The 18,248-nt window shown below is 71.8% G+C and carries 13 protein-coding genes; 5 read left to right on the top strand and 8 right to left on the bottom strand.

Annotated elements, in window-relative coordinates; all coding sequences use genetic code 11:
- Positions 1 to 65: 65 nt before the first annotated feature.
- On the top strand, positions 66 to 1,091 hold the full coding sequence (locus EV567_RS23680) for an ATP-dependent 6-phosphofructokinase (RefSeq protein WP_130443378.1): 1,026 nt from the start codon (positions 66 to 68) through the stop codon (positions 1,089 to 1,091).
- 236 nt (positions 1,092 to 1,327) lie between these two features.
- On the opposite strand, the gene EV567_RS23675 is transcribed toward EV567_RS23680, so the two are convergent.
- Both EV567_RS23675 and EV567_RS23670 read right to left on the bottom strand, forming a co-directional pair.
- The gene (locus tag EV567_RS23675) at positions 1,328 to 2,035 is read right to left on the bottom strand and encodes a response regulator (protein WP_130443376.1); all 708 of its coding nucleotides are present in this window, start codon (positions 2,033 to 2,035) and stop codon (positions 1,328 to 1,330) included.
- Positions 2,032 to 3,678 (bottom strand): sensor histidine kinase, encoded by a 1,647-nt coding sequence (locus tag EV567_RS23670; protein ID WP_130443374.1) that lies wholly within the window; start codon positions 3,676 to 3,678, stop codon positions 2,032 to 2,034. Before EV567_RS23670 ends, EV567_RS23675 begins: the two co-directional genes overlap by 4 nt.
- A 122-nt stretch (positions 3,679 to 3,800) precedes the next feature.
- Here EV567_RS23670 and EV567_RS23665 point away from each other — a divergent pair, with 122 nt between their 5' ends.
- Entirely contained in the window at positions 3,801 to 5,234 is a 1,434-nt protein-coding gene (locus EV567_RS23665; protein WP_130443526.1) for a cation:dicarboxylate symporter family transporter, read from the top strand.
- Between the two features lie 129 nt (positions 5,235 to 5,363).
- Here the strand turns inward: EV567_RS23665 and EV567_RS23660 are convergent, their stop codons facing one another.
- A complete protein-coding gene (locus EV567_RS23660) occupies positions 5,364 to 5,741 on the bottom strand; it encodes a DUF805 domain-containing protein (RefSeq protein WP_130443373.1) in 378 nt (125 codons plus the stop codon).
- 57 nt (positions 5,742 to 5,798) lie between these two features.
- Positions 5,799 to 6,485, bottom strand: coding sequence for a TetR/AcrR family transcriptional regulator (locus EV567_RS23655; protein WP_130443524.1), 687 nt, complete (start codon positions 6,483 to 6,485; stop codon positions 5,799 to 5,801).
- A gap of 62 nt (positions 6,486 to 6,547) precedes the next feature.
- Between EV567_RS23655 and EV567_RS23650 the strand changes: the two genes are divergently transcribed.
- The 3 genes from EV567_RS23650 (at position 6,548) to EV567_RS23640 (ending at position 9,743) form a co-directional block, all read left to right on the top strand.
- On the top strand, positions 6,548 to 6,976 hold the full coding sequence (locus EV567_RS23650; protein ID WP_130443371.1) for a MerR family transcriptional regulator: 429 nt from the start codon (positions 6,548 to 6,550) through the stop codon (positions 6,974 to 6,976).
- Positions 6,973 to 7,305 (top strand): co-chaperone YbbN, encoded by a 333-nt coding sequence (locus EV567_RS23645; protein ID WP_130443369.1) that lies wholly within the window; start codon positions 6,973 to 6,975, stop codon positions 7,303 to 7,305. The genes EV567_RS23650 and EV567_RS23645 overlap by 4 nt, the downstream gene beginning before the upstream one ends.
- 206 nt (positions 7,306 to 7,511) lie before the next feature.
- Positions 7,512 to 9,743, top strand: coding sequence for a UvrD-helicase domain-containing protein (locus EV567_RS23640; RefSeq protein ID WP_130443367.1), 2,232 nt, complete (start codon positions 7,512 to 7,514; stop codon positions 9,741 to 9,743).
- Between the two features lie 148 nt (positions 9,744 to 9,891).
- Here EV567_RS23640 and glgB read toward each other — a convergent pair whose 3' ends face one another.
- The 4 genes from glgB to EV567_RS23620 form a co-directional block, all read right to left on the bottom strand.
- Complete coding sequence (gene glgB, locus EV567_RS23635) at positions 9,892 to 12,408, bottom strand: 1,4-alpha-glucan branching enzyme (RefSeq protein ID WP_130443365.1); 2,517 nt, start codon at positions 12,406 to 12,408, stop codon at positions 9,892 to 9,894.
- A 13-nt stretch (positions 12,409 to 12,421) separates the two neighbouring features.
- Complete coding sequence (locus tag EV567_RS23630; RefSeq protein ID WP_130443363.1) at positions 12,422 to 13,819, bottom strand: maltokinase N-terminal cap-like domain-containing protein; 1,398 nt, start codon at positions 13,817 to 13,819, stop codon at positions 12,422 to 12,424.
- A 96-nt stretch (positions 13,820 to 13,915) separates the two neighbouring features.
- The gene (gene treS / locus EV567_RS23625) at positions 13,916 to 15,616 is read right to left on the bottom strand and encodes a maltose alpha-D-glucosyltransferase (RefSeq protein WP_130443361.1); all 1,701 of its coding nucleotides are present in this window, start codon (positions 15,614 to 15,616) and stop codon (positions 13,916 to 13,918) included.
- Complete coding sequence (locus EV567_RS23620) at positions 15,613 to 17,733, bottom strand: alpha-1,4-glucan--maltose-1-phosphate maltosyltransferase (protein ID WP_130443359.1); 2,121 nt, start codon at positions 17,731 to 17,733, stop codon at positions 15,613 to 15,615. Before EV567_RS23620 ends, treS begins: the two co-directional genes overlap by 4 nt.
- Positions 17,734 to 18,248 lie beyond the last annotated feature (515 nt).

Genomic DNA, 18,248 nt, shown 5'->3' with positions numbered 1-18,248 from the left:
CCTCGACGGCGTGAAAGAATCGGAGCGGCTCACCGGTATCGACAGCGAGCAGGAGACACAGCACGATGCGCATCGGAGTTCTCACCGCAGGCGGCGACTGTCCCGGGCTGAACGCAGTGATCCGGTCGGTCGTGCACCGAGCGGTCGACAACTACGGCGACGAGGTCATCGGCTTCGAGGACGGCTACGCGGGTCTGCTGGACCGCCGCTACCGGGCCCTCGACCTCAACGCGGTCAGCGGCATCCTGGCTCGCGGCGGCACCATCCTCGGCTCCTCCCGCCTGGAGCGGGACCGGCTGCGCGAGGCCTGTGAGAGCGCCGGCGACATGATCCACGACTTCGGCATCGACGCGCTGATCCCCATCGGCGGCGAGGGCACGCTGACGGCGGCGCGGATGCTGAGCGACGCGGGCCTGCCGGTGGTCGGCGTCCCCAAGACGATCGACAACGACATCTCCTCCACCGACCGCACCTTCGGCTTCGACACCGCGGTCGGCGTCGCCACCGAGGCGATGGACCGCCTCAAGACGACCGCCGAGTCCCACCAGCGGGTGATGGTCGTCGAGGTCATGGGCCGGCACGCGGGCTGGATCGCCCTGGAGTCCGGCATGGCCGCCGGCGCCCACGGCATCTGCCTGCCCGAGCGCGCCTTCGACCCGGCGGACCTGGTCAAGATGGTGGAGGAGCGCTTCTCCCGCGGCAAGAAGTTCGCGGTGATCTGCGTCGCCGAGGGCGCGCACCCCGCCGACGACACCATGGACTACGGCAAGGGCGCGATCGACAAGTTCGGCCACGAGCGCTTCCAGGGCATCGGCACGGCACTGGCGTACGAGCTGGAGAAGCGGCTCGGCAAGGAGGCCCGCCCGGTCATCCTCGGCCACGTCCAGCGCGGCGGCGTCCCGACCGCTTACGACCGTGTCCTCGCCACCCGCTTCGGCTGGCACGCGGTGGAGGCCGCGCACCGCGGCGAGTTCGGCCGGATGACGGCCCTGCGCGGGACGGACGTGGTGATGGTCCCGCTCGCGGAGGCCGTCACCGAACTCAAGACGGTCCCCAAGGACCGCATGGACGAGGCGGAGTCGGTCTTCTAGAACGGCAGGGGGCACGGCGGCGGCCCGTCAGCCGGACCGCCGCGAGGCCGCCCGGCGTGCGTCACCGCCTCGCGGTCACCCGCCGGTACACCGGGCGCGGCGTTGTCGCACCGTGTGTGTCACGCCCTCGCGGTCTGCCGCCGGTGCACCTGGCGCTGCGTTGTCGCACGGCGTGTGTCACCGCCCCGCGGTCGACCACCCGGTGCGGTCGGCGCCGCGTCGTCGCACCGCCTGTGTCACCGTCCCGCGGCCACCCAGCGGTACACCAGTTCCGGGCGGCCCACCTGGCCGTACAGCGGCTTTCGCTCGACTCTTCCCGCGTCCACCAGGTGCTCCAGGTACCGCCGGGCCGTGATCCGTGAGATGCCCACCGCCTCCGCGAGGCCGGCCGCCGTGAGGCCCTCGTCCGCCTCCCGCACCGTCACCGTCACCCGCTCCAGCGTCGGCCCGCTCAGCCCCTTCGGCAGAGCGGCGGGGCTGGGGGCGCGCAGCGCCGCCAGGGCCCGGTCCACCTCGTCCTGACCGCTCGCCTCGCCCGCCGCGCCGCGGAACTCGGCGTAGCGCACGAGCCGGTCCCTCAGCGTCGCGAAGGTGAACGGCTTCAGGACGTACTGGACGACGCCCAGCGAGACCCCCTCCCGGACCACCGTCAGATCCCGCGCCGACGTCACCGCTATCACGTCCGCGTGATAGCCGGCCGCCCGCAGGGACCGGGCCAGCTGCAGACCGTGGCCGTCGGGGAGGTGCAGATCCAGCAGCAGCAGGTCCACCGGCGTGCGGTCCAGCATGCGCCGCGCCTCCGCGCCCGTGTGCGCCTTCCCGACCGCGACGAAACCGGGCACCCTGCCCACGTACAGGACGTGCGCGTCGGCGGCGACCGGATCGTCCTCCACGACCAGCACCCGGATCGGGTGCGCGACGGCGGGGCCCGTGGCGTCCGTCATCTCGCGCCTCCCGACGTCCGCGCCGCGCCCGCCGCCGACCGCAGCGGCAGCCGCACGGTGAACTCCGCGCCGCCGTCACCGTTGGCACCGCCGTTGCCGGACGCCGCCATCGACAGCGTGCCCTCGTGCCGGGTCACCGCCTGCCGCACCAGCGCCAGGCCGAGACCGCGGCCCCCCGGGCCCGCCGGCTTGGTGGAGAAGCCGCGCTCGAAGACCTGGGCGGCGTGGGCCGGGTCCACCCCGTCGCCGGTGTCGGCGACCCGCAGCAGCAGGTCGTCGCCGTCCGTCGACGCCGTCACCGTCACCCGGGCCCGCATGCTGCCCTGCGCCGCGTCCACGGCGTTGTCGATGAGGTTGCCCAGGATGGTCACCAGGTCGCGGGCGGGCAGGGACTCGGGGAGCAGACCGTCGTCCAGGCCGCTGTCCTCGGACACCACCAGCTCCACTCCCCGTTCGTTCGCCTGTGCCGTCTTGCCGAGCAGCAGCGCCGCCAGGACCGGCTCGCTCACCGCCGCCACCACCTGGTCGGTGAGCGCCTGGGCGAGCTCCAGCTCGGCGGTCGCGAAGTCGACGGCCTCCTCCGCCCGGCCCAGCTCGATCAGCGACACCACCGTGTGCAGCCGGTTCGCCGCCTCGTGCGCCTGCGAGCGCAGCGCCTGGGTGAAGCCGCGCTCGGAGTCCAGCTCGCCCATCAGCGACTGGAGCTCCGTCACGTCCCGCAGGGTCACCACCGTGCCCCGGCGTTCACCGCCGGACACCGGCGAGGTGTTCACCACCAGCACCCGGTCCGCCGTCAGATGCACCTCGTCGACCCGCGGCTCGGAGGCCAGCAGCGCGCCCGTCAGCGGGGCCGGCAGCCCGAGGTCGGCCACCGAGACGCCGACCACCTCCTCGCCCACGCCGAGCAACTCCCGCCCGCCGTCGTTGATCAGCGCCACCCGGAACCGGCCGTCCAGCATCAGCAGCCCTTCGCGTACGGCGTGCAGCGCCGCCTGGTGGTAGTCGTGCATCCGGCTGAGCTCGGTGGCGTTCATGCCGTGGGTGTGGCGGCGCAGCCGGGCGTTGACCACGTACGTGCCCACCGCGCCGAGCGCCAGAGCGCCCGCCGCCACCGCGAACAGGGCCTTCACCTGGTCCGAGACCCGCTCGCTGATCGCCTCGACCCTGATGCCGGCGCTGACCAGGCCGACGACCCGCCCGTCGTCCTCGATCGGCGTCACCGCGCGCACGGACGCGCCGAGGGTGCCCGTGTACGTCTCCGTGAACGACTCGCCCTTCAGGGCGCGGGCGGTGTTGCCGAGGAAGTGCCGGCCTATCTGGCCGGCGTCGGGATGCGTCCAGCGGATGCCCTCGGGGTTCATGATCGTCACGAAGTCGACCTCCGTGTCCCGCATCACACGCAGCGCGTACGGCTGGAGGGAGGCCGTCGGGTCCGGCGTGCCGATCGCCTCCCGCACGGAGGGGGAGTCGGCCACCGACCGGGCCACGGCGGTGGCCTGCCGGCCCGCCGCCTCCTCGGCCTGCGAGCGGTCGCTCACGTAGGTGAACATCGCGTATCCCGCCACGACGACCGCGATCAGCACCGCCTGCATGGCGAACAGCTGGCCGGCCAGGCTGCGAGGTGCGGGAACGGGTAGACGCATGTCGTCAGTGTGCCCCCGGCGTGCATTGTGAACTAAATGAACGGAAGGGTGACCGCCCTCACACGCCGGGAGATAGTCCCAGCATTCCCCTTAACTCCCCGGACGTGAGCCGCACGCCGGTGATGCCGACGAAGACGTCAAGGAGGGCAGCCGTGGCCGCCAGCAGCACCACGAATACGGCACCTGCCGCACCCGCCAAGCGGGACCGCACCCACTACCTGTACATCGCGGTGATCGTCGCGGTCGCCCTCGGTATCGCCGTGGGCCTGATCGCGCCCGACTTCGCCGTGGAGCTGAAGCCCATCGGCACCGGGTTCGTGAACCTGATCAAGATGATGATCTCGCCGATCATCTTCTGCACGATCGTTCTCGGCATCGGCTCGGTCCGCAAGGCCGCCAAGGTCGGCGCGGTCGGAGGCATCGCTCTCGGCTACTTCCTGGTGATGTCGCTGGTCGCCCTCGGCATCGGCCTGGTCGTCGGCAACATCCTGGAGCCGGGCACCGGCCTCGCGGTCACCGACGCGATCAAGGAGACCGGGCAGGCGCAGGTGTCGGCCGAGGCCAAGGACACCACCGAGTTCCTCCTGGGCATCATCCCGACCACGATGGTCTCCGCCTTCACCGGCGGCGAGGTGCTGCAGACCCTGCTGATCGCGCTGCTCGCCGGGTTCGCCCTGCAGGCGATGGGCTCCGCGGGCCAGCCGATCCTGCGCGGCGTCGAGCACATCCAGCGGCTCGTCTTCCGCATCCTGGCCATGGTGATGTGGGCCGCCCCGATCGGCGCGTTCGGCGCGATCGCCGCGGTCACCGGTTCCGCCGGCGTGGACGCTCTGAAGAGCCTGGCCGTGCTGATGCTCGGCTTCTACGTCACCTGTTTCCTGTTCGTCTTCGTCGTCCTCGGCGCGCTGCTGCGGATCGTCGCCGGCCTGAACATCTTCACGTTCCTGAAGTACCTGGGCCGTGAGCTCCTGCTGATCCTGTCGACGTCCTCCTCCGAGTCCGCGCTGCCGCGCCTCATCGCGAAGATGGAGCACCTGGGCGTCAGCAAGCCCGTCGTCGGCATCACCGTCCCGACCGGTTACTCCTTCAACCTCGACGGCACCATGATCTACATGACCATGGCGTCGCTGTTCATCGCGGACGCCATGGGCACGCCGATGTCGCTCGGCGAGCAGATCCCGCTGCTGCTCTTCCTGTTGGTCGCCTCCAAGGGCGCCGCGGGCGTCACCGGCGCCGGTCTCGCGACCCTCGCCGGCGGCCTCCAGTCGCACAAGCCGGCCCTGGTGGACGGCGTCGGCCTCATCGTCGGCATCGACCGCTTCATGAGCGAGGCCCGCGCCCTGACGAACTTCGCGGGCAACGCCGTCGCCACCGTCCTGATCGGCACCTGGACCAAGGAGATCGACAAGGCGCGCGTCGACGAGGTCCTCGCGGGCCGGATCCCCTTCGACGAGACCACCCTGCTCGACGACGGCCACGGCGCTCCGGCGCCCGCCGAGGAGGCCGTCCGGCCCGAGCAGCGCGAGGGCGGCGAGAAGGAACTCGCCAAGGCCTGACGCCCCCCGCACCCCGGGTGTCCGGCCCCGCCTGAACCGGGGCCGGACACCCGGCCAAGCCTTGCGGTTCCGCCCCCCCCAGAACGCCGGGCGGCTGAGACTCCCCCGTTGCTCAGCCGCCCGGCTCTCTCATGCGTCCGTGGGCGCCGGGTCGGTGAGCAGGGGGATCTCCTTGGGGTTCGGGCCGTACTTGTTCTGGCCCGGGACGCCGTCCTCGGCCGTGAAGATCAGCAGGGTGATGAGGCCGACGCAGGGCAGCACCCCGATGAGGGCCCACCAGCCGGTGCGGCCCGTGTCGTGCAGCCGGCGCACCGTGACGCCCAGGGAGGGCAGCGCGATCGCCAGGGTGAAGGCGGTCGTGGGCACCTCGTTGCCGGCCCGGTCGTCCGCGAACATCAGCGCGAGGTAGATGATCGTGCTGACCAGCGTGAACATCCAGTACTCGGCGCGGCGGGCGCGCCCGCTGAAGACCCAGTACTTCCTGAGCACGACGAAGAACCAGCGCACTACGTGTCCCCCGGGATCGATGTCGGCGCCTGACGGACGATCAGGGCCGGGCAGAACCTATGTGGGGGGATGTGTACGCGTCAAAGCGGTTCCGGCCGGCCTCGTCCTCTCCGGAGCGCGGCCGGCCGTCCGCGTCGCCTTCGTCACCAGCGCCGCGGCCAGCGTGGCCGGGACGCCCGCCGCCGTCAGGACGGTGACCGCGGCCGAGCGGCCCGCCTCCCGCGGGCTCACCAGGCCGTCGTTCACGGCCTCCATCAGGCCGAACAGGATCTGCTCGTGCACGTACGCCAGGGCCGGCGCCGGCAGCGGTGAGACGAACGCCCCTTCCTCCAGACCGCGCCGCAGCAGCCGCACGCTGTTCTCCCGGACCGGCGTCAGCCGCTCCCGGATGCCCTGCACCGTGACCGTGCGCTGGGCCAGCGCGACCAGCAGCCGGTAGCGGTCGGCGACCTCCCACACCGCGAGCACGGACCGGGCCAGCGCCTCCGCCGGCTCCTCTATCCCCTCCCGGCCCGCCGCGTGCGCCGCCGCCAGCGACTGGACGGCGTCCTCCACCAGCGTCCCGATCAGCGCCTCCCGGCCGGCGAAGTGCCCGTACACCGTGCGGCGTACGACCCCGGCGGCCCGCGCGATCTGGTCCATGGACGCGTCGGGGTCGCGCAGCAGCTCGGTGAGGGCGACGTCGAGGATGCGGCGGCGATTGGCCTCGGCGCGACCGGTGTTGCCCGTGGTCATGGCTGCCATTGTGCCCGCCGGCACGAGCCGCTCTTGCCTTGACGTCGGCGTCAGGCCGTACGTTCGTCGTCATGCGAATCGGCGAGCTGGCCGCACGGGCCGGGACCACCACGCGGGCGCTGCGGTACTACGAGGCGCGGGGTCTGCTGCCCGCGCGCCGCGACGAGCTGGGGCACCGCGCGTACGACGAGCGTGATCTGCGGCTGCTGCGGCAGATCAGGACGTTGCGGGACTTCGGCTTCGACCTGGAGGAGACCCGGCCCTTCGTGGAGTGTCTGCGCGCCGGGCACCCGGAGGGCGACTCCTGCCCGGCGTCGCTCGCGGTCTACCGGCGCAAGCTGGACGAACTGGACGCGCTCGTCGGGGAGCTGCGGGCGGTGCGGGAGAAGGTCGCCGGTCAGCTGGAGCGGGCCGAGCAGGCCCGCGACGAACTGGCCGCCGAGTCGCTGGTTCCGGGGGGCCCGGAACCCGGGTGCGAGCTGGGAGGACGGGAACTGTGAGCAAGGCCGCGGGAGTGAGCGAGGTGTCGGACGGCGACTTCTCGGCGGAGGTGCTGGCGGCACGGCTGCCGGTGCTGGTGGAGTTCACCGCCGACTGGTGTCCGCCGTGCCGTCAGATGGCGCCGGTGCTGAGTGCGCTGGCCGCGGAGGAGGGGGAGCGGCTGAAGGTGGTGCAGCTGAACGTCGACCACAACCCGGCGATCACCAACCACTACAAGGTGCTGTCGATGCCGACCTTCATGGTCTTCCGTGACGGTGAGCCGGTGAAGGCGATGGTGGGGGCACGGCCGAAGCGGCGGCTGCTGGAGGAGCTGTCCGACGTGCTCTGACCGGGCGCCTGCGCCAGGCTGTGCCGGCGCAAGAGAAATCCCCCGGGCAATTGCGTCCGGGGGATTTCCCTGCGTATATTGAATGGTTCGCGACTTTCTCGCCGTCTTCATTGTGACGATTACCGGGAGGTCGCAGTGAAGTTCAGTAGGCACAGTGTATCCGGGCGGGAGCGGAATTGTCAAACAACGGATTTACGGACAGTGAATTGCGCCGTGAACAGGAATACATCGACGGCCTGTACGCCCGTGTCGACGCCCTGCGCGGCGACACCGAGGCGTCCGTCGCCGACGCCCTCGCCCAGGGTGACAAGCCCAGGCAGGCCCGGCTGGAGCGGGACATCCTCGTCGCCGAACGCTCCGGCCTGCTCGCCGCGCTGAACGCCGTGGACGGCTCCCTGTGCTTCGGCCGCATCGACCTCGTCTCCGGGGTCACCCACCACATCGGGCGGATCGGCCTGCGCCGCGACGACGCCGAACGCACCCCGGTCCTCATCGACTGGCGGGCCGGCGTCGCCCGCCCCTTCTACCTCGCCACCGGCCACACCCCCATGGGCCTGCGCCGCCGGCGACACATCGGCACCGAGGGCCGCCGGGTCACCGCCCTGCACGACGAGTTCCTCGACGTCGACGACGCCACCCGCACGGGCTACGAGGACCCGGCCGGCGACGACGTCCTGCTCGCCGCGCTGAACGCCGCCCGCACTGGCCGCATGGCCGACATCGTCCAGACCATCCAGGCCGAGCAGGACGAGATCATCCGCGCTCCGCACCGCGGGGTGCTGGTCGTCGAGGGCGGCCCGGGCACCGGCAAGACGGCCGTCGCCCTGCACCGCGCCGCCTACCTCCTCTACGAGCACCGCGAACTGCTCGCGAGGCGGGCCGTCCTCATCGTGGGCCCCAACCCCGCCTTCCTCGGCTACATCGGCGAGGTGCTGCCCTCGCTCGGCGAGACCGGCGTGCTGCTCGCGACCGTCGGCGAGCTGTACCCGGGCGTGCGGGCGACCGCCGCGGACACGCCCGAGGCGGCCGTGGTGAAGGGCGGCGCCCACATGGCCGACGTCCTCGCCGCCGTCGTACGCGACCGGCAGGCGCTGCCCGACCCGGTGATCGCCGTCGAGCACGACCGCGAGGTGCTGATGCTCGACGAAGGGCTCGTGCGCATCGCCCGCGAGCGGACCCGGGCGCTGAAGCTGCCGCACAACGCCGCCCGAGAGCACTTCGAGGGCCACATTCTCAACACCCTCACCGAGCTGTACGCCGAACGCGTCGGCACCGACCCCTACGACGGCTCCAGTCTCCTCGACCCCAGCGACGTCACCCAGATCCGCGACGAGATCGCCGAGAACCCCGAAGTATGGGCCGCGGTCGACCAGTTGTGGCCCGTGCTCAGTCCGCAGCGGCTGGTCGCCGACTTCCTCGCCGACCCCGAGGGGTATCTGGGCGACGAGGAGGCGGCCGCCGTCCGCCGCCCGGTCACCCGCGGCTGGACCGTCGCCGACGTACCGCTGCTCGACGAGGCCGCCGAACTCCTCGGCGAGGACGACCGGGCGGCCCGCGAGCGCGCCGAACGCGAACGGCGGACCCAGATCGCCTACGCCCAGGGCGTGCTCGACGTCTCCTACGCCTCCCGGACCTACGAGTTCGAGGACAAGGAGGACAGCGACCCGGACGGCTCCGAGGTGCTGTCCGCGCACGACATCATCGACGCGGAGCGCTTCGCCGAACGGCACGAGGAGGACGACCACCGCAGCGCCGCCGAACGCGCGGCGGCCGACCGGACGTGGGCGTTCGGCCACATCATCGTCGACGAGGCGCAGGAGCTGTCGCCGATGGCGTGGCGGCTGCTGATGCGGCGCAGCCCCACGCGTTCCATGACCCTCGTCGGCGATCCGGCGCAGACCTCGGAGGCCGGGGGCGTGGGGTCCTGGGAGCGGATCCTCCGGCCGTACGTCGAGGACCGCTGGGAGCACACGCGGCTGGGCGTCAACTACCGTACGCCCGCGGAGATCATGGAGGCGGCGGCCGCCGTCGTCCGGGCCGAGCGGCCGGACTTCGTGCCGCCGAGCTCGGTGCGGTCCACCGGCGTGCGGCCGTGGGCGCGGGCCGTCGACGATCTGCCCGGGGCGGTCGCCAAGGCGGTGGAGGAGCTCACCCCGGCGGAGGGGCGGCTCGCGGTGATCGCACCCCGGGTGCTGCACCACGAGCTGGCCGCCCGGCTCGACGGCGTGACGGCGGGGGACGAGCCCGACCTCACGCGAGCGGTCGTCCTGCTCGACCCCCGGCAGGCCAAGGGCCTGGAGTTCGACTCCGTCCTCGTGGTGGAGCCGGGCGACTTCGGCACGAGCGACCTGTACGTCGCCCTGACCCGGGCCACGCAGCGGCTCGGCGTGGTGCACGCGGGGGAGCTGCCGCAGGCCTTGGGGGAGGCACTCGTGTGACGTGTGGGCAGGGGCGGTGAGGGGGGTTTCCCGCCCCCGCCGCCCCTACCCGTCCCCGGGGGCTGCCGCCCCCGGGCCCCCGCTTTCGGCCCTGAACGGGCCTCGTCCTCAAGCGCCGGACGGGCTGGATTGCTGGCGCCCCCATGAGTCAGGCCGGGCGGAGCCAGACCGTGGCCAGTGGGGGGAGGGTCAGGCGGACGCTCGCCGGGTGGGTGTGCCACGGCTGGGGCTCCGGCTTCACCGGGTGCGGGTGGGTGACACCGCTGCCCCCGTACCGCTCCGCGTCCGTGTTCAGCACCTCCAGCCACGCCGGCACGTCGTCCGGCACCCCCAGCCGGTAGTCGTGCCGCACGACGGGCGAGAAGTGGCACACGGCGAGCAGCGGCGTCCCGTCCGCGTCGTGGCGGAGGAACGCGAGGACGTTGTCGTCGGCCGCGTCGCCCACCACCCACTGGAAGCCGTCCGGGGCGACGTCCCGCTCCCACAGCGCCGGCGTCGACCGGTACACGCCGTTCAGGTCCCGCACCAGATCGCGCACCCCGCGGTGATCTGGCTCCGCCCCGTAGGCGGGGTCGAGCAGCCACCAGTCCGGCCCGTGCGCCTCGGACCACTCCGCGCCCTGCGCGAACTCCTGCCCCATGAAGAGCAGTTGCTTGCCCGGATGGGACCACATGAACGCCAGGTAGGCGCGCAGACTGGCCCGCCGCTGCCACCAGTCGCCCGGCATCTTCGACACCAGCGAGCCCTTGCCGTGCACGACCTCGTCGTGGGAGATGGGCAAGACGTAGTTCTCGCTGTAGGCGTACACCATGGAGAAGGTCATCTCCCCGTGGTGGTACCGCCGGTGGACCGGCTCCTTGCTCATGTACTGCAACGAGTCGTGCATCCACCCCATGTTCCACTTCAGCCCGAACCCGAGCCCGCCGAAACCGCTCGGCCCCCGGTGGTGTGTGGCACGGGTGACGCCGTCCCAGGCCGTGGACTCCTCCGCGATCGTCACGACACCGGGCACCCGGCGGTACACGGTCGCGTTCATCTCCTGGAGGAAGGCCACCGCGTCCAGGTTCTCGCGGCCGCCGTGCTCGTTCGGCGTCCACTGGCCGGGCTCGCGCGAGTAGTCGAGGTAGAGCATCGAGGCGACCGCGTCCACCCGCAGCCCGTCGATGTGGAACTCCTCGCACCAGTAGACCGCGTTGGCCACCAGGAAGTTGCGCACCTCGCGCCGCCCGAAGTCGAACTCCAGGGTCCCCCAGTCGGGGTGGGCGGCCCGCAGCGGGTCCTCGTGTTCGTACAGCGGCCGCCCATCGAACTCGGCGAGCGCCCAGTCGTCGCGCGGGAAGTGCGCCGGCACCCAGTCCATCAGGACGCCGATCCCGGCCCGGTGCAGCGCGTCCACCAGGTACTTGAAGTCGTCCGGCGTGCCGAGGCGGGCCGTCGGCGCGTAGAAGCCGGTGACCTGGTAGCCCCAGGACCCGCCGAAGGGGTGCTCGGCGACCGGCATCAGCTCGACATGGGTGAAGCCCAGATCCTTGACGTACGCGGGGAGCTGCTCGGCGAGTTGACGGTAGGTCAGCCCTGGTCGCCAGGAGGGGAGATGGATCTCGTACACCGAGAACGGGGCCTCGTGCACCGGGCGTTCGGCCCGGCGGGCGAGCCATTCCTCGTCGCCCCACTCGTAGTGCGAGGCGGTCACGACCGACGAGGTGGCCGGCGGGACCTCGGTACGGCGGGCCATGGGGTCGGCGCGCAGGGTGCGCGAACCGTCGGGCCGGGTGATGTCGAACTTGTACAGCTCGCCCTCGCCGACGCCCGGCACGAACAGCTCCCACACCCCGGAGGAGCCGAGCGAGCGCATGGCGTGCCCGGCGCCGTCCCAGAGGTTGAAGGTGCCGGCCAGCCGTACGCCGCGCGCGTTCGGCGCCCACACGGAGAACCGGGTGCCCCGCACGCCCTGGTGGGTCGTCGGGTGGGCGCCCAGCACCGTCCACAGCTGCTCGTGCCGGCCCTCGCCGATCAGGTGCAGGTCCAGATCGCCCAGCGTCGGCAGGAAGCGGTAGGCGTCCTCGGTCTCCACGACCGCGTCCTCGTAACGGACGAGGAGGCGGTAGGCCGGGACCTCGTGCAGGGGCAGCAGTCCGGAGAAGAAGCCGTCGCCGTCGTCGTGCAGGTCGGCGCGCAGCTCGCCGGAGACGACCGTGACGGCGCGCGCGTAGGGGCGGAAGGCCCGGAAGACGATCCCGCCGGGCGCCGGATGCGCGCCGAGCACGCCGTGCGGGTCGTGGTGGGAGCCGTGCAGGAGGCGGTCGCGGTCGCCGGCGTCGAGGGCGGGGGACAGGCCGACCTCCAGGGGCCCGGCGGGAGGCGTGGGCGGCGACGCCTTCACCTGCGCGGCCTTCTTCGCGACAGCCTTCGCGGCTTTCGCCGCCTTCACTGGCTTGGGAGCCTTCACCGCCTTGGCCGCCGCCTTCGCCGGCGTCGCGGCCTTCACCGCCTTCACGGCCGCTTTCCCGCCCGCCGCCTTCTTCGCAGCGGCCTTCTTCGCAGCGGCCTTCTTCGCAGCGGCCTTCTTCGCCGCCGCCTTCCCGGCCGCCCCTTCCTCGGCCGCGGCCGCCTTCTTCTTCGGGTTCTTCGGTTCGGAACCGTTGGACGGGGGGCTGGGAGTCACGGACAAAGCCTCCTCAGAGCTGGTCGGACGCTGCGAGCCTGCGTATCGCGGAGAGCGGGACGGGGAGCCAGTCCGGGCGGTGCCGGGCCTCGTAGACGACCTCGTAGACCGCCTTGTCCGTCTCGTAGGCCCGCAGCAGCACGGGATCGGTGCGGGGGTCGGCGCCCGACACCTCGGCGTACCCCGAGCAGTAGGCCGCCCGGCAGGCGCGGGCCCAGCCCGGCGCCGGCGGGGTGGCCGAGTGCGCCGCGTAGTCGAAGGACCGCAGCATCCCCGCCACGTCCCGCACCGGCGGCTGCGGCATCCTGCGCTCGGCCAGCGGCCGGGCCGGCTCGCCCTCGAAGTCGATCAGCGACCACTGGCCGGACGGGGCCCGCAGGCACTGTCCGAGGTGCAGGTCGCCGTGGACGCGCTGGGCGGTCCAGGTGTGACCCTCGGCCGCGAGGTCGGCCAGCGCGGTGAAGGCGGTGCGCAGCGCGGGCGCGTAAGGGTGCAGGGCGGGCACCGCCTGCGCCGCCGCGTCGAGACGCTCGACCATGCCGTGCACCAGCGGCTCCAACTGGGCGTGCCCGAAGGTCACCGTGGGCAGCGCACGGGCCAGCGCCGTGTGCACCTCGGCGGTGGCCCGGCCCAGCGCCCGCGCCTCCGCGCCGAAGTCCTCGGTCTTGGCCAGCTCCCGCAGGGCCAGCTCCCAGCCGTCCGTCGCCCCCTGCACATAGGGCTGGAGCACTCCGAGGACGTACGGCTCGCCGCTCTCCCCGGGCCCCTCCGCGAGGTCCTCGGCCTCGGCGCGCATCCACGCCGTCGGCGCGGGCACCCGGGGGCAGCCCTCCCGGGCCAGCGCCAGCGGCAACTCCAGGTCGGGGTTGACGCCGGGCACCACCCGGCGCAGCAGCTTGAGAATGAACGTATCTCCATAGACGACCGAGGAGTTCGACTGCTCGGAGGTCAGCCGGCGCGGCACCAGGCCGGCGCGTATCTCCTGGGACGGGTCCCGTTCGCAGCGCAGCACGCCGATCCGGGACCCGGTGCGCAGCGCCTCCAGGAGCAGCTCGGCGGGCCGGGTGTCGTACAGGGCGTCGTAGACGGTCCGCCCGGCGAGCGGGCCGTCCGGCACGTGTCCGATGAGCGCGGGCGCCAGCCGGGGCGGCAGCGCCTCGCGCACGCCTATCAGGAGCTGGTAGCAGTCGCCGGGACCGGCGCCCTGGTGGGCGCGCACCAGCAGGTGGTAGAGGCCCAGCGGGGAGTCCTCGGGCAGCAGCTCGGTGGCCGCGACCTGCGAGAACCCGGTGACCGGGCTTCCCTTCCCGGCGAACCAGCGCTGGCGTGGGAGCCAGTCGCGCAGCAGGGGCCCCAGGGACGCGAGGAGGCCGGAGCTCGTCTTGCCGGAAAGTGTGACAGTTTCCGCCATGGCGTCACGATCCTTTCCCCGGGGACGGGGTCTGGGGTGCTACTCATGCGTGCCCCGGCCGGGGCGGAGGAAACGCCCCGCCCCGGACAGGCCCGTCTAGACGGCCTCCCTGCGGAGCCGGAACCAGTAGAAGCCGTGGCCGGCGAGGGTGAGCAGGTAGGGCAGCTCGCCGACGGCGGGGAAGCGGACGCCGCCGAACAGCTCGACGGGGTGGCGGCCCTTGAAGCGGCGCAGGTCCAGCTCGGTGGGCTGGGCGAAGCGCGAGAAGTTGTGGACGCAGAGCACCAGGTCGTCCTCGTACTCCCGCAGGAAGGCCAGGACGGCGGGGTTGGAGGAGGGCAGCTCGGTGTAGGAGCCGAGTCCGAAGGCGGGGTTCTGTTTGCGGATCTCGATCATGCGGCGGGTCCAGTGCAGCAGCGAGGAGGGCGACGACATCGACGCCTCGACGTTGGTGACCTGGTAGCCGTAGACGGGGTCCATGATGGTGGGCAGGGAGAGCCGGCCGGGGTCGCAGGAGGAGAATCCGGCGTTGCGGTCGGGGGTCCACTGCATGGGGGTGCGCACGGCGTCGCGGTCGCCGAGCCAGATATTGTCGCCCATGCCGATCTCGTCGCCGTAGTAGAGGATCGGCGAGCCGGGCAGGGACAGCAGCAGGGCGGTGAACAGCTCGATCTGGTTGCGGTCGTTGTCCAGGAGGGGGGCGAGGCGCCGGCGGATGCCGATGTTGGCGCGCATGCGCGGGTCCTTGGCGTACTCCGCGTACATGTAGTCGCGTTCTTCGTCGGTGACCATTTCGAGGGTGAGCTCGTCGTGGTTGCGCAGGAAGATGCCCCACTGGCAGTTGGCGGGGATGGCGGGGGTCTTGGCGAGGATCTCGGAGACGGGGTAGCGCGACTCGCGGCGCACCGCCATGAAGATGCGGGGCATGACGGGGAAGTGGAACGCCATGTGGCATTCGTCGCCGCCGGAGGCGTAGTCGCCGAAGTAGTCGACCACGTCCTCGGGCCACTGGTTGGCCTCGGCGAGGATGACCGTGTCCGGGTAGGCGGCGTCGATCTCCTTGCGCACCCGCTTGAGAAACTCGTGCGTCGCCGGAAGGTTCTCGCAGTTCGTGCCCTCCTCGGCGTACAGGTAGGGCACCGCGTCCAGGCGGAAGCCGTCGATCCCCAGGTCCAGCCAGAACCGCAGTGCGGAGATCATCTCCTCCTGCACGGCCGGGTTCTCGTAGTTGAGGTCGGGCTGGTGGGAGAAGAAGCGGTGGAAGAAGTACTGCTTGCGGACGGGGTCGTAGGTCCAGTTGGACACTTCGGTGTCGACGAAGATGATGCGGGCGTCGGCGTACTGTTTGTCGTCGTCGGCCCACATGTAGTAGTCGCCGTAGGGGCCGTCGGGGTCCTTGCGGGATTCCTGGAACCACGGGTGCTGGTCGCTGGTGTGGTTCATGACGAAGTCGATGATGACGCGCATGCCGCGTTGGTGGGCGGCGTCGACGAACTCGACGAAGTCGGCGAGGTCTCCGAACTCGGGGAGGACGGATGTGTAGTCGGAGACGTCGTAGCCGCCGTCCCTGAGGGGCGACTTGAAGAAGGGCGGGAGCCAGAGGCAGTCGACGCCGAGCCATTGCAGGTAGTCGAGCTTGGCGGTGATGCCCTTGAGGTCGCCGACGCCGTCGCCGTTGCTGTCCTGGAAGGAGCGGACGAGGACCTCGTAGAAGACCGCGCGTTTGAACCAGTCGGGGTCGCGGTCCTTGGCGGGGGTGTCCTCGAACGTGTCCTGAACGGGCTCGTTGACGATCATCGTGTGGGTGACCCTCCGATCTGCGGGTTGGACGGTCGCAGGACGGTGAGGACGTGCGCGGGACGGATGCCCGGTTCGAGACGCACGTAGTTGGCCCTGCCCCAGTAGTAGGTCTCGCCGGTGAGCTCGTCGCGCACCGGCACCGACTCGTGCCGTTCCAGGCCGAGTTGCGGCATGTCCAACGAGACCGTGGCCTCCTGGGTGTGGTGGGGGTCGAGGTTGACGACCACCAGAACCGTGTTCGAACCGCTGCGCTTCGAGTAGACGATCACCGCTTCCTGGTCGGCGTGGTGGAAGTGCAGGTTGCGCAGCCGGTGCAGGGCCGGGTTCGCCCGCCGGATCTCGTTGAGGCGGGTGATCAGCGGGGCGATGGTGCGTCCCTCGCGTTCGGCGGCCTCCCAGTCGCGGGGCTTGAGCTGGTACTTCTCCGAGTCGAGGTACTCCTCGCCGCCCTCGCGCAGCGGGGTGTTCTCGCACAGTTCGTAACCGCTGTACACGCCCCAGGACGGCGACAGCGTCGCGGCCAGGACCGCGCGGACCTCGAAGGCGGGCCGGCCGCCGTGCTGGAGGTAGGCGTGCAGGATGTCGGGCGTGTTGGGGAAGAAGTTCGGCCGCATGTAGGAGGCCGCCTCCCCCGACAGCTCCGTCAGGTACTGCGTCAGCTCCTCCTTGGAGTTGCGCCAGGTGAAGTACGTGTACGACTGCTGGAAGCCGATCTGCGCCAGCGTGTGCATCATCGCCGGCCGGGTGAACGCCTCCGCCAGGAAGATCACGTCCGGGTCCCGGCGGTTGACCTCGCCGATCACCCGCTCCCAGAACACCACCGGCTTGGTGTGCGGATTGTCCACCCGGAAGATCCGCACCCCGTGCGACATCCAGTGCCGCAGCACCCGCACCGTCTCCTTCACCAGACCGTCCATGTCCGCGTCGAAGGCGATCGGATAGATGTCCTGGTACTTCTTCGGCGGGTTCTCCGCGTACGCGATCGTCCCGTCCGGCCGGTGATGGAACCACTCCGGATGCTTGTGCACCCACGGATGATCCGGCGAACACTGCAACGCGAAGTCCAGCGCCACCTCCAGACCCAGCTCCCCGGCCCGCTGAACGAACCAGGCGAAGTCCTCCAGCGTCCCCAGCCGCGGATGCACCGCGTCATGGCCGCCCTCGGGCGACCCGATCGCCCACGGCACCCCCACGTCCTCCGCGTCCGGCGTCAGCGTGTTGTTGCGGCCCTTGCGGAACGTCGTCCCGATCGGATGCACCGGCGGCAGATACACCACGTCGAACCCCATCGCCGCGATCACCGGCAACCGCCGCGCCGCCGAACGGAACGTCCCGTGCGGCTGCTCCGCCGTCCCCTCCGACCGCGGGAAGAACTCGTACCACGACCCGTACAACGCCCGCTCCCGCTCCACCAGCAGCGGCAGGGGCTCCGAAGCGGTGACCAGCTCCCGCAGGGGGTGGCGGGCCAGGACGGCGTCCACTTCCGGGGCCAGGGCCCCCGCGAGCCGGGAGGCGGCCGGGCGGTCCTGGTCGCGCAGGGCCTCGACCGCGGCGAGCAGGACGTCCCGCTCGCCTTCCGGCGCCTGCGCGGCGGCCCGCTCGTAGAGGCGGACGCCCTCCTCCAGGACGAGGTCGGTGTCGATGCCCGCCGGGATCTTGATCTCCGCGTGGTGCCGCCAGGTGGCGACCGGGTCGCTCCACGCCTCCACCGTGTAGGACCAGCGTCCGGGTGCGTCCGGGGTGACGTCGGCGCCCCAGCGGTCCGTGCCGGGGGCCAGCTCGCGCATCGGGGTCCAGGGGCCGGGACGGCCGTCGGGGTCGCGCAGGACCACGTTCGCGGCGACCGCGTCATGGCCCTCGCGGAACACGGTGGCCGAGACCTGGAACGTCTCCCCGGCGACCGCCTTGGCGGGCCGGCGCCCGTGCTGGACCATCGGGCGGACGTCGAGGACGGGGATGCGCCCCACGGCGGTCGCGGCGGGTGCGGAGGGCCGCTCAGGGGCGGGTGGCCCGGCGTCGGCGGGGCGCGCGCCGGGGGCCGGCCCGGGATCCTTCGCGGAGCCCTTGGCGCGTGGGGGTGTCGGGGGTGCTGACGAATGGTGCCTGGCGGGCATGACCGCTCCTGTCCGCATCAACGAGGGGTGGGCGGATGGCTGTGGGGAGGTGGGTCCTGCTGTGGGGGTGCCGAAGATGTACTGGTACCCGGAATCGGCCCGGTCGTACAACTGACCGGATGTCCCGGGGTTCCGTTCGGGTCGTGCTCGGTCTCGTACCGGAGGAGCCTTCCCACCCTGTTCGGGTGAACAATCCGGCACTTTGTTAACTACTCGCGCGTATGTCCACACATAAGTCCGGCCGTGTTTCCCCTTTCGAACCGGCATACGACAACCGTGCCGTGTGCGCCACTGGGCAGCCTCTCGTGCCCCGTGGAGGGCGACAAGGTGGCCCACGGGGGTGAAACCGGCCAGAACGGGCCGTGTCCCGGCCCGGCCGAGGAGAGCGCGCCGTACGCCCGCCGGCCCCCGGCCCCGGCTCGGCCTGCCCTCAGCGGCGCCGACACCCGCACCGGTAACGTTTCAGAAGACGTGGACGCACACTGCCGTGCGCCTCCTTCAACCGCACGCCGAGG

It is taken from the genome of Streptomyces sp. BK239, from assembly GCF_004217285.1.
Lineage (GTDB): Bacteria > Actinomycetota > Actinomycetes > Streptomycetales > Streptomycetaceae > Streptomyces.
Note: the sequence above shows the minus strand (reverse complement) of the source record. Positions and strands in the feature narration are given on the sequence as shown.

Bases quoted from the DNA above. Each gene is read 5' to 3' on its own strand.
- EV567_RS23670 (WP_130443374.1), bottom strand. From the start codon at position 3,678: ATGCGTCTACCCGTTCCCGCACCTCGCAGCCTGGCCGGCCAGCTGTTC.
- EV567_RS23630 (WP_130443363.1), bottom strand. From the start codon at position 13,819: ATGGCGGAAACTGTCACACTTTCCGGCAAGACGAGCTCCGGCCTCCTC.
- EV567_RS23665 (WP_130443526.1), top strand. From the start codon at position 3,801: ATGCCGACGAAGACGTCAAGGAGGGCAGCCGTGGCCGCCAGCAGCACC.
- EV567_RS23680 (WP_130443378.1), top strand. From the start codon at position 66: ATGCGCATCGGAGTTCTCACCGCAGGCGGCGACTGTCCCGGGCTGAAC.
- EV567_RS23655 (WP_130443524.1), bottom strand. From the start codon at position 6,485: ATGGCAGCCATGACCACGGGCAACACCGGTCGCGCCGAGGCCAATCGC.
- EV567_RS23620 (WP_130443359.1), bottom strand. From the start codon at position 17,733: ATGCCCGCCAGGCACCATTCGTCAGCACCCCCGACACCCCCACGCGCC.
- EV567_RS23650 (WP_130443371.1), top strand. From the start codon at position 6,548: ATGCGAATCGGCGAGCTGGCCGCACGGGCCGGGACCACCACGCGGGCG.
- treS (WP_130443361.1), bottom strand. From the start codon at position 15,616: ATGATCGTCAACGAGCCCGTTCAGGACACGTTCGAGGACACCCCCGCC.
- EV567_RS23675 (WP_130443376.1), bottom strand. From the start codon at position 2,035: ATGACGGACGCCACGGGCCCCGCCGTCGCGCACCCGATCCGGGTGCTG.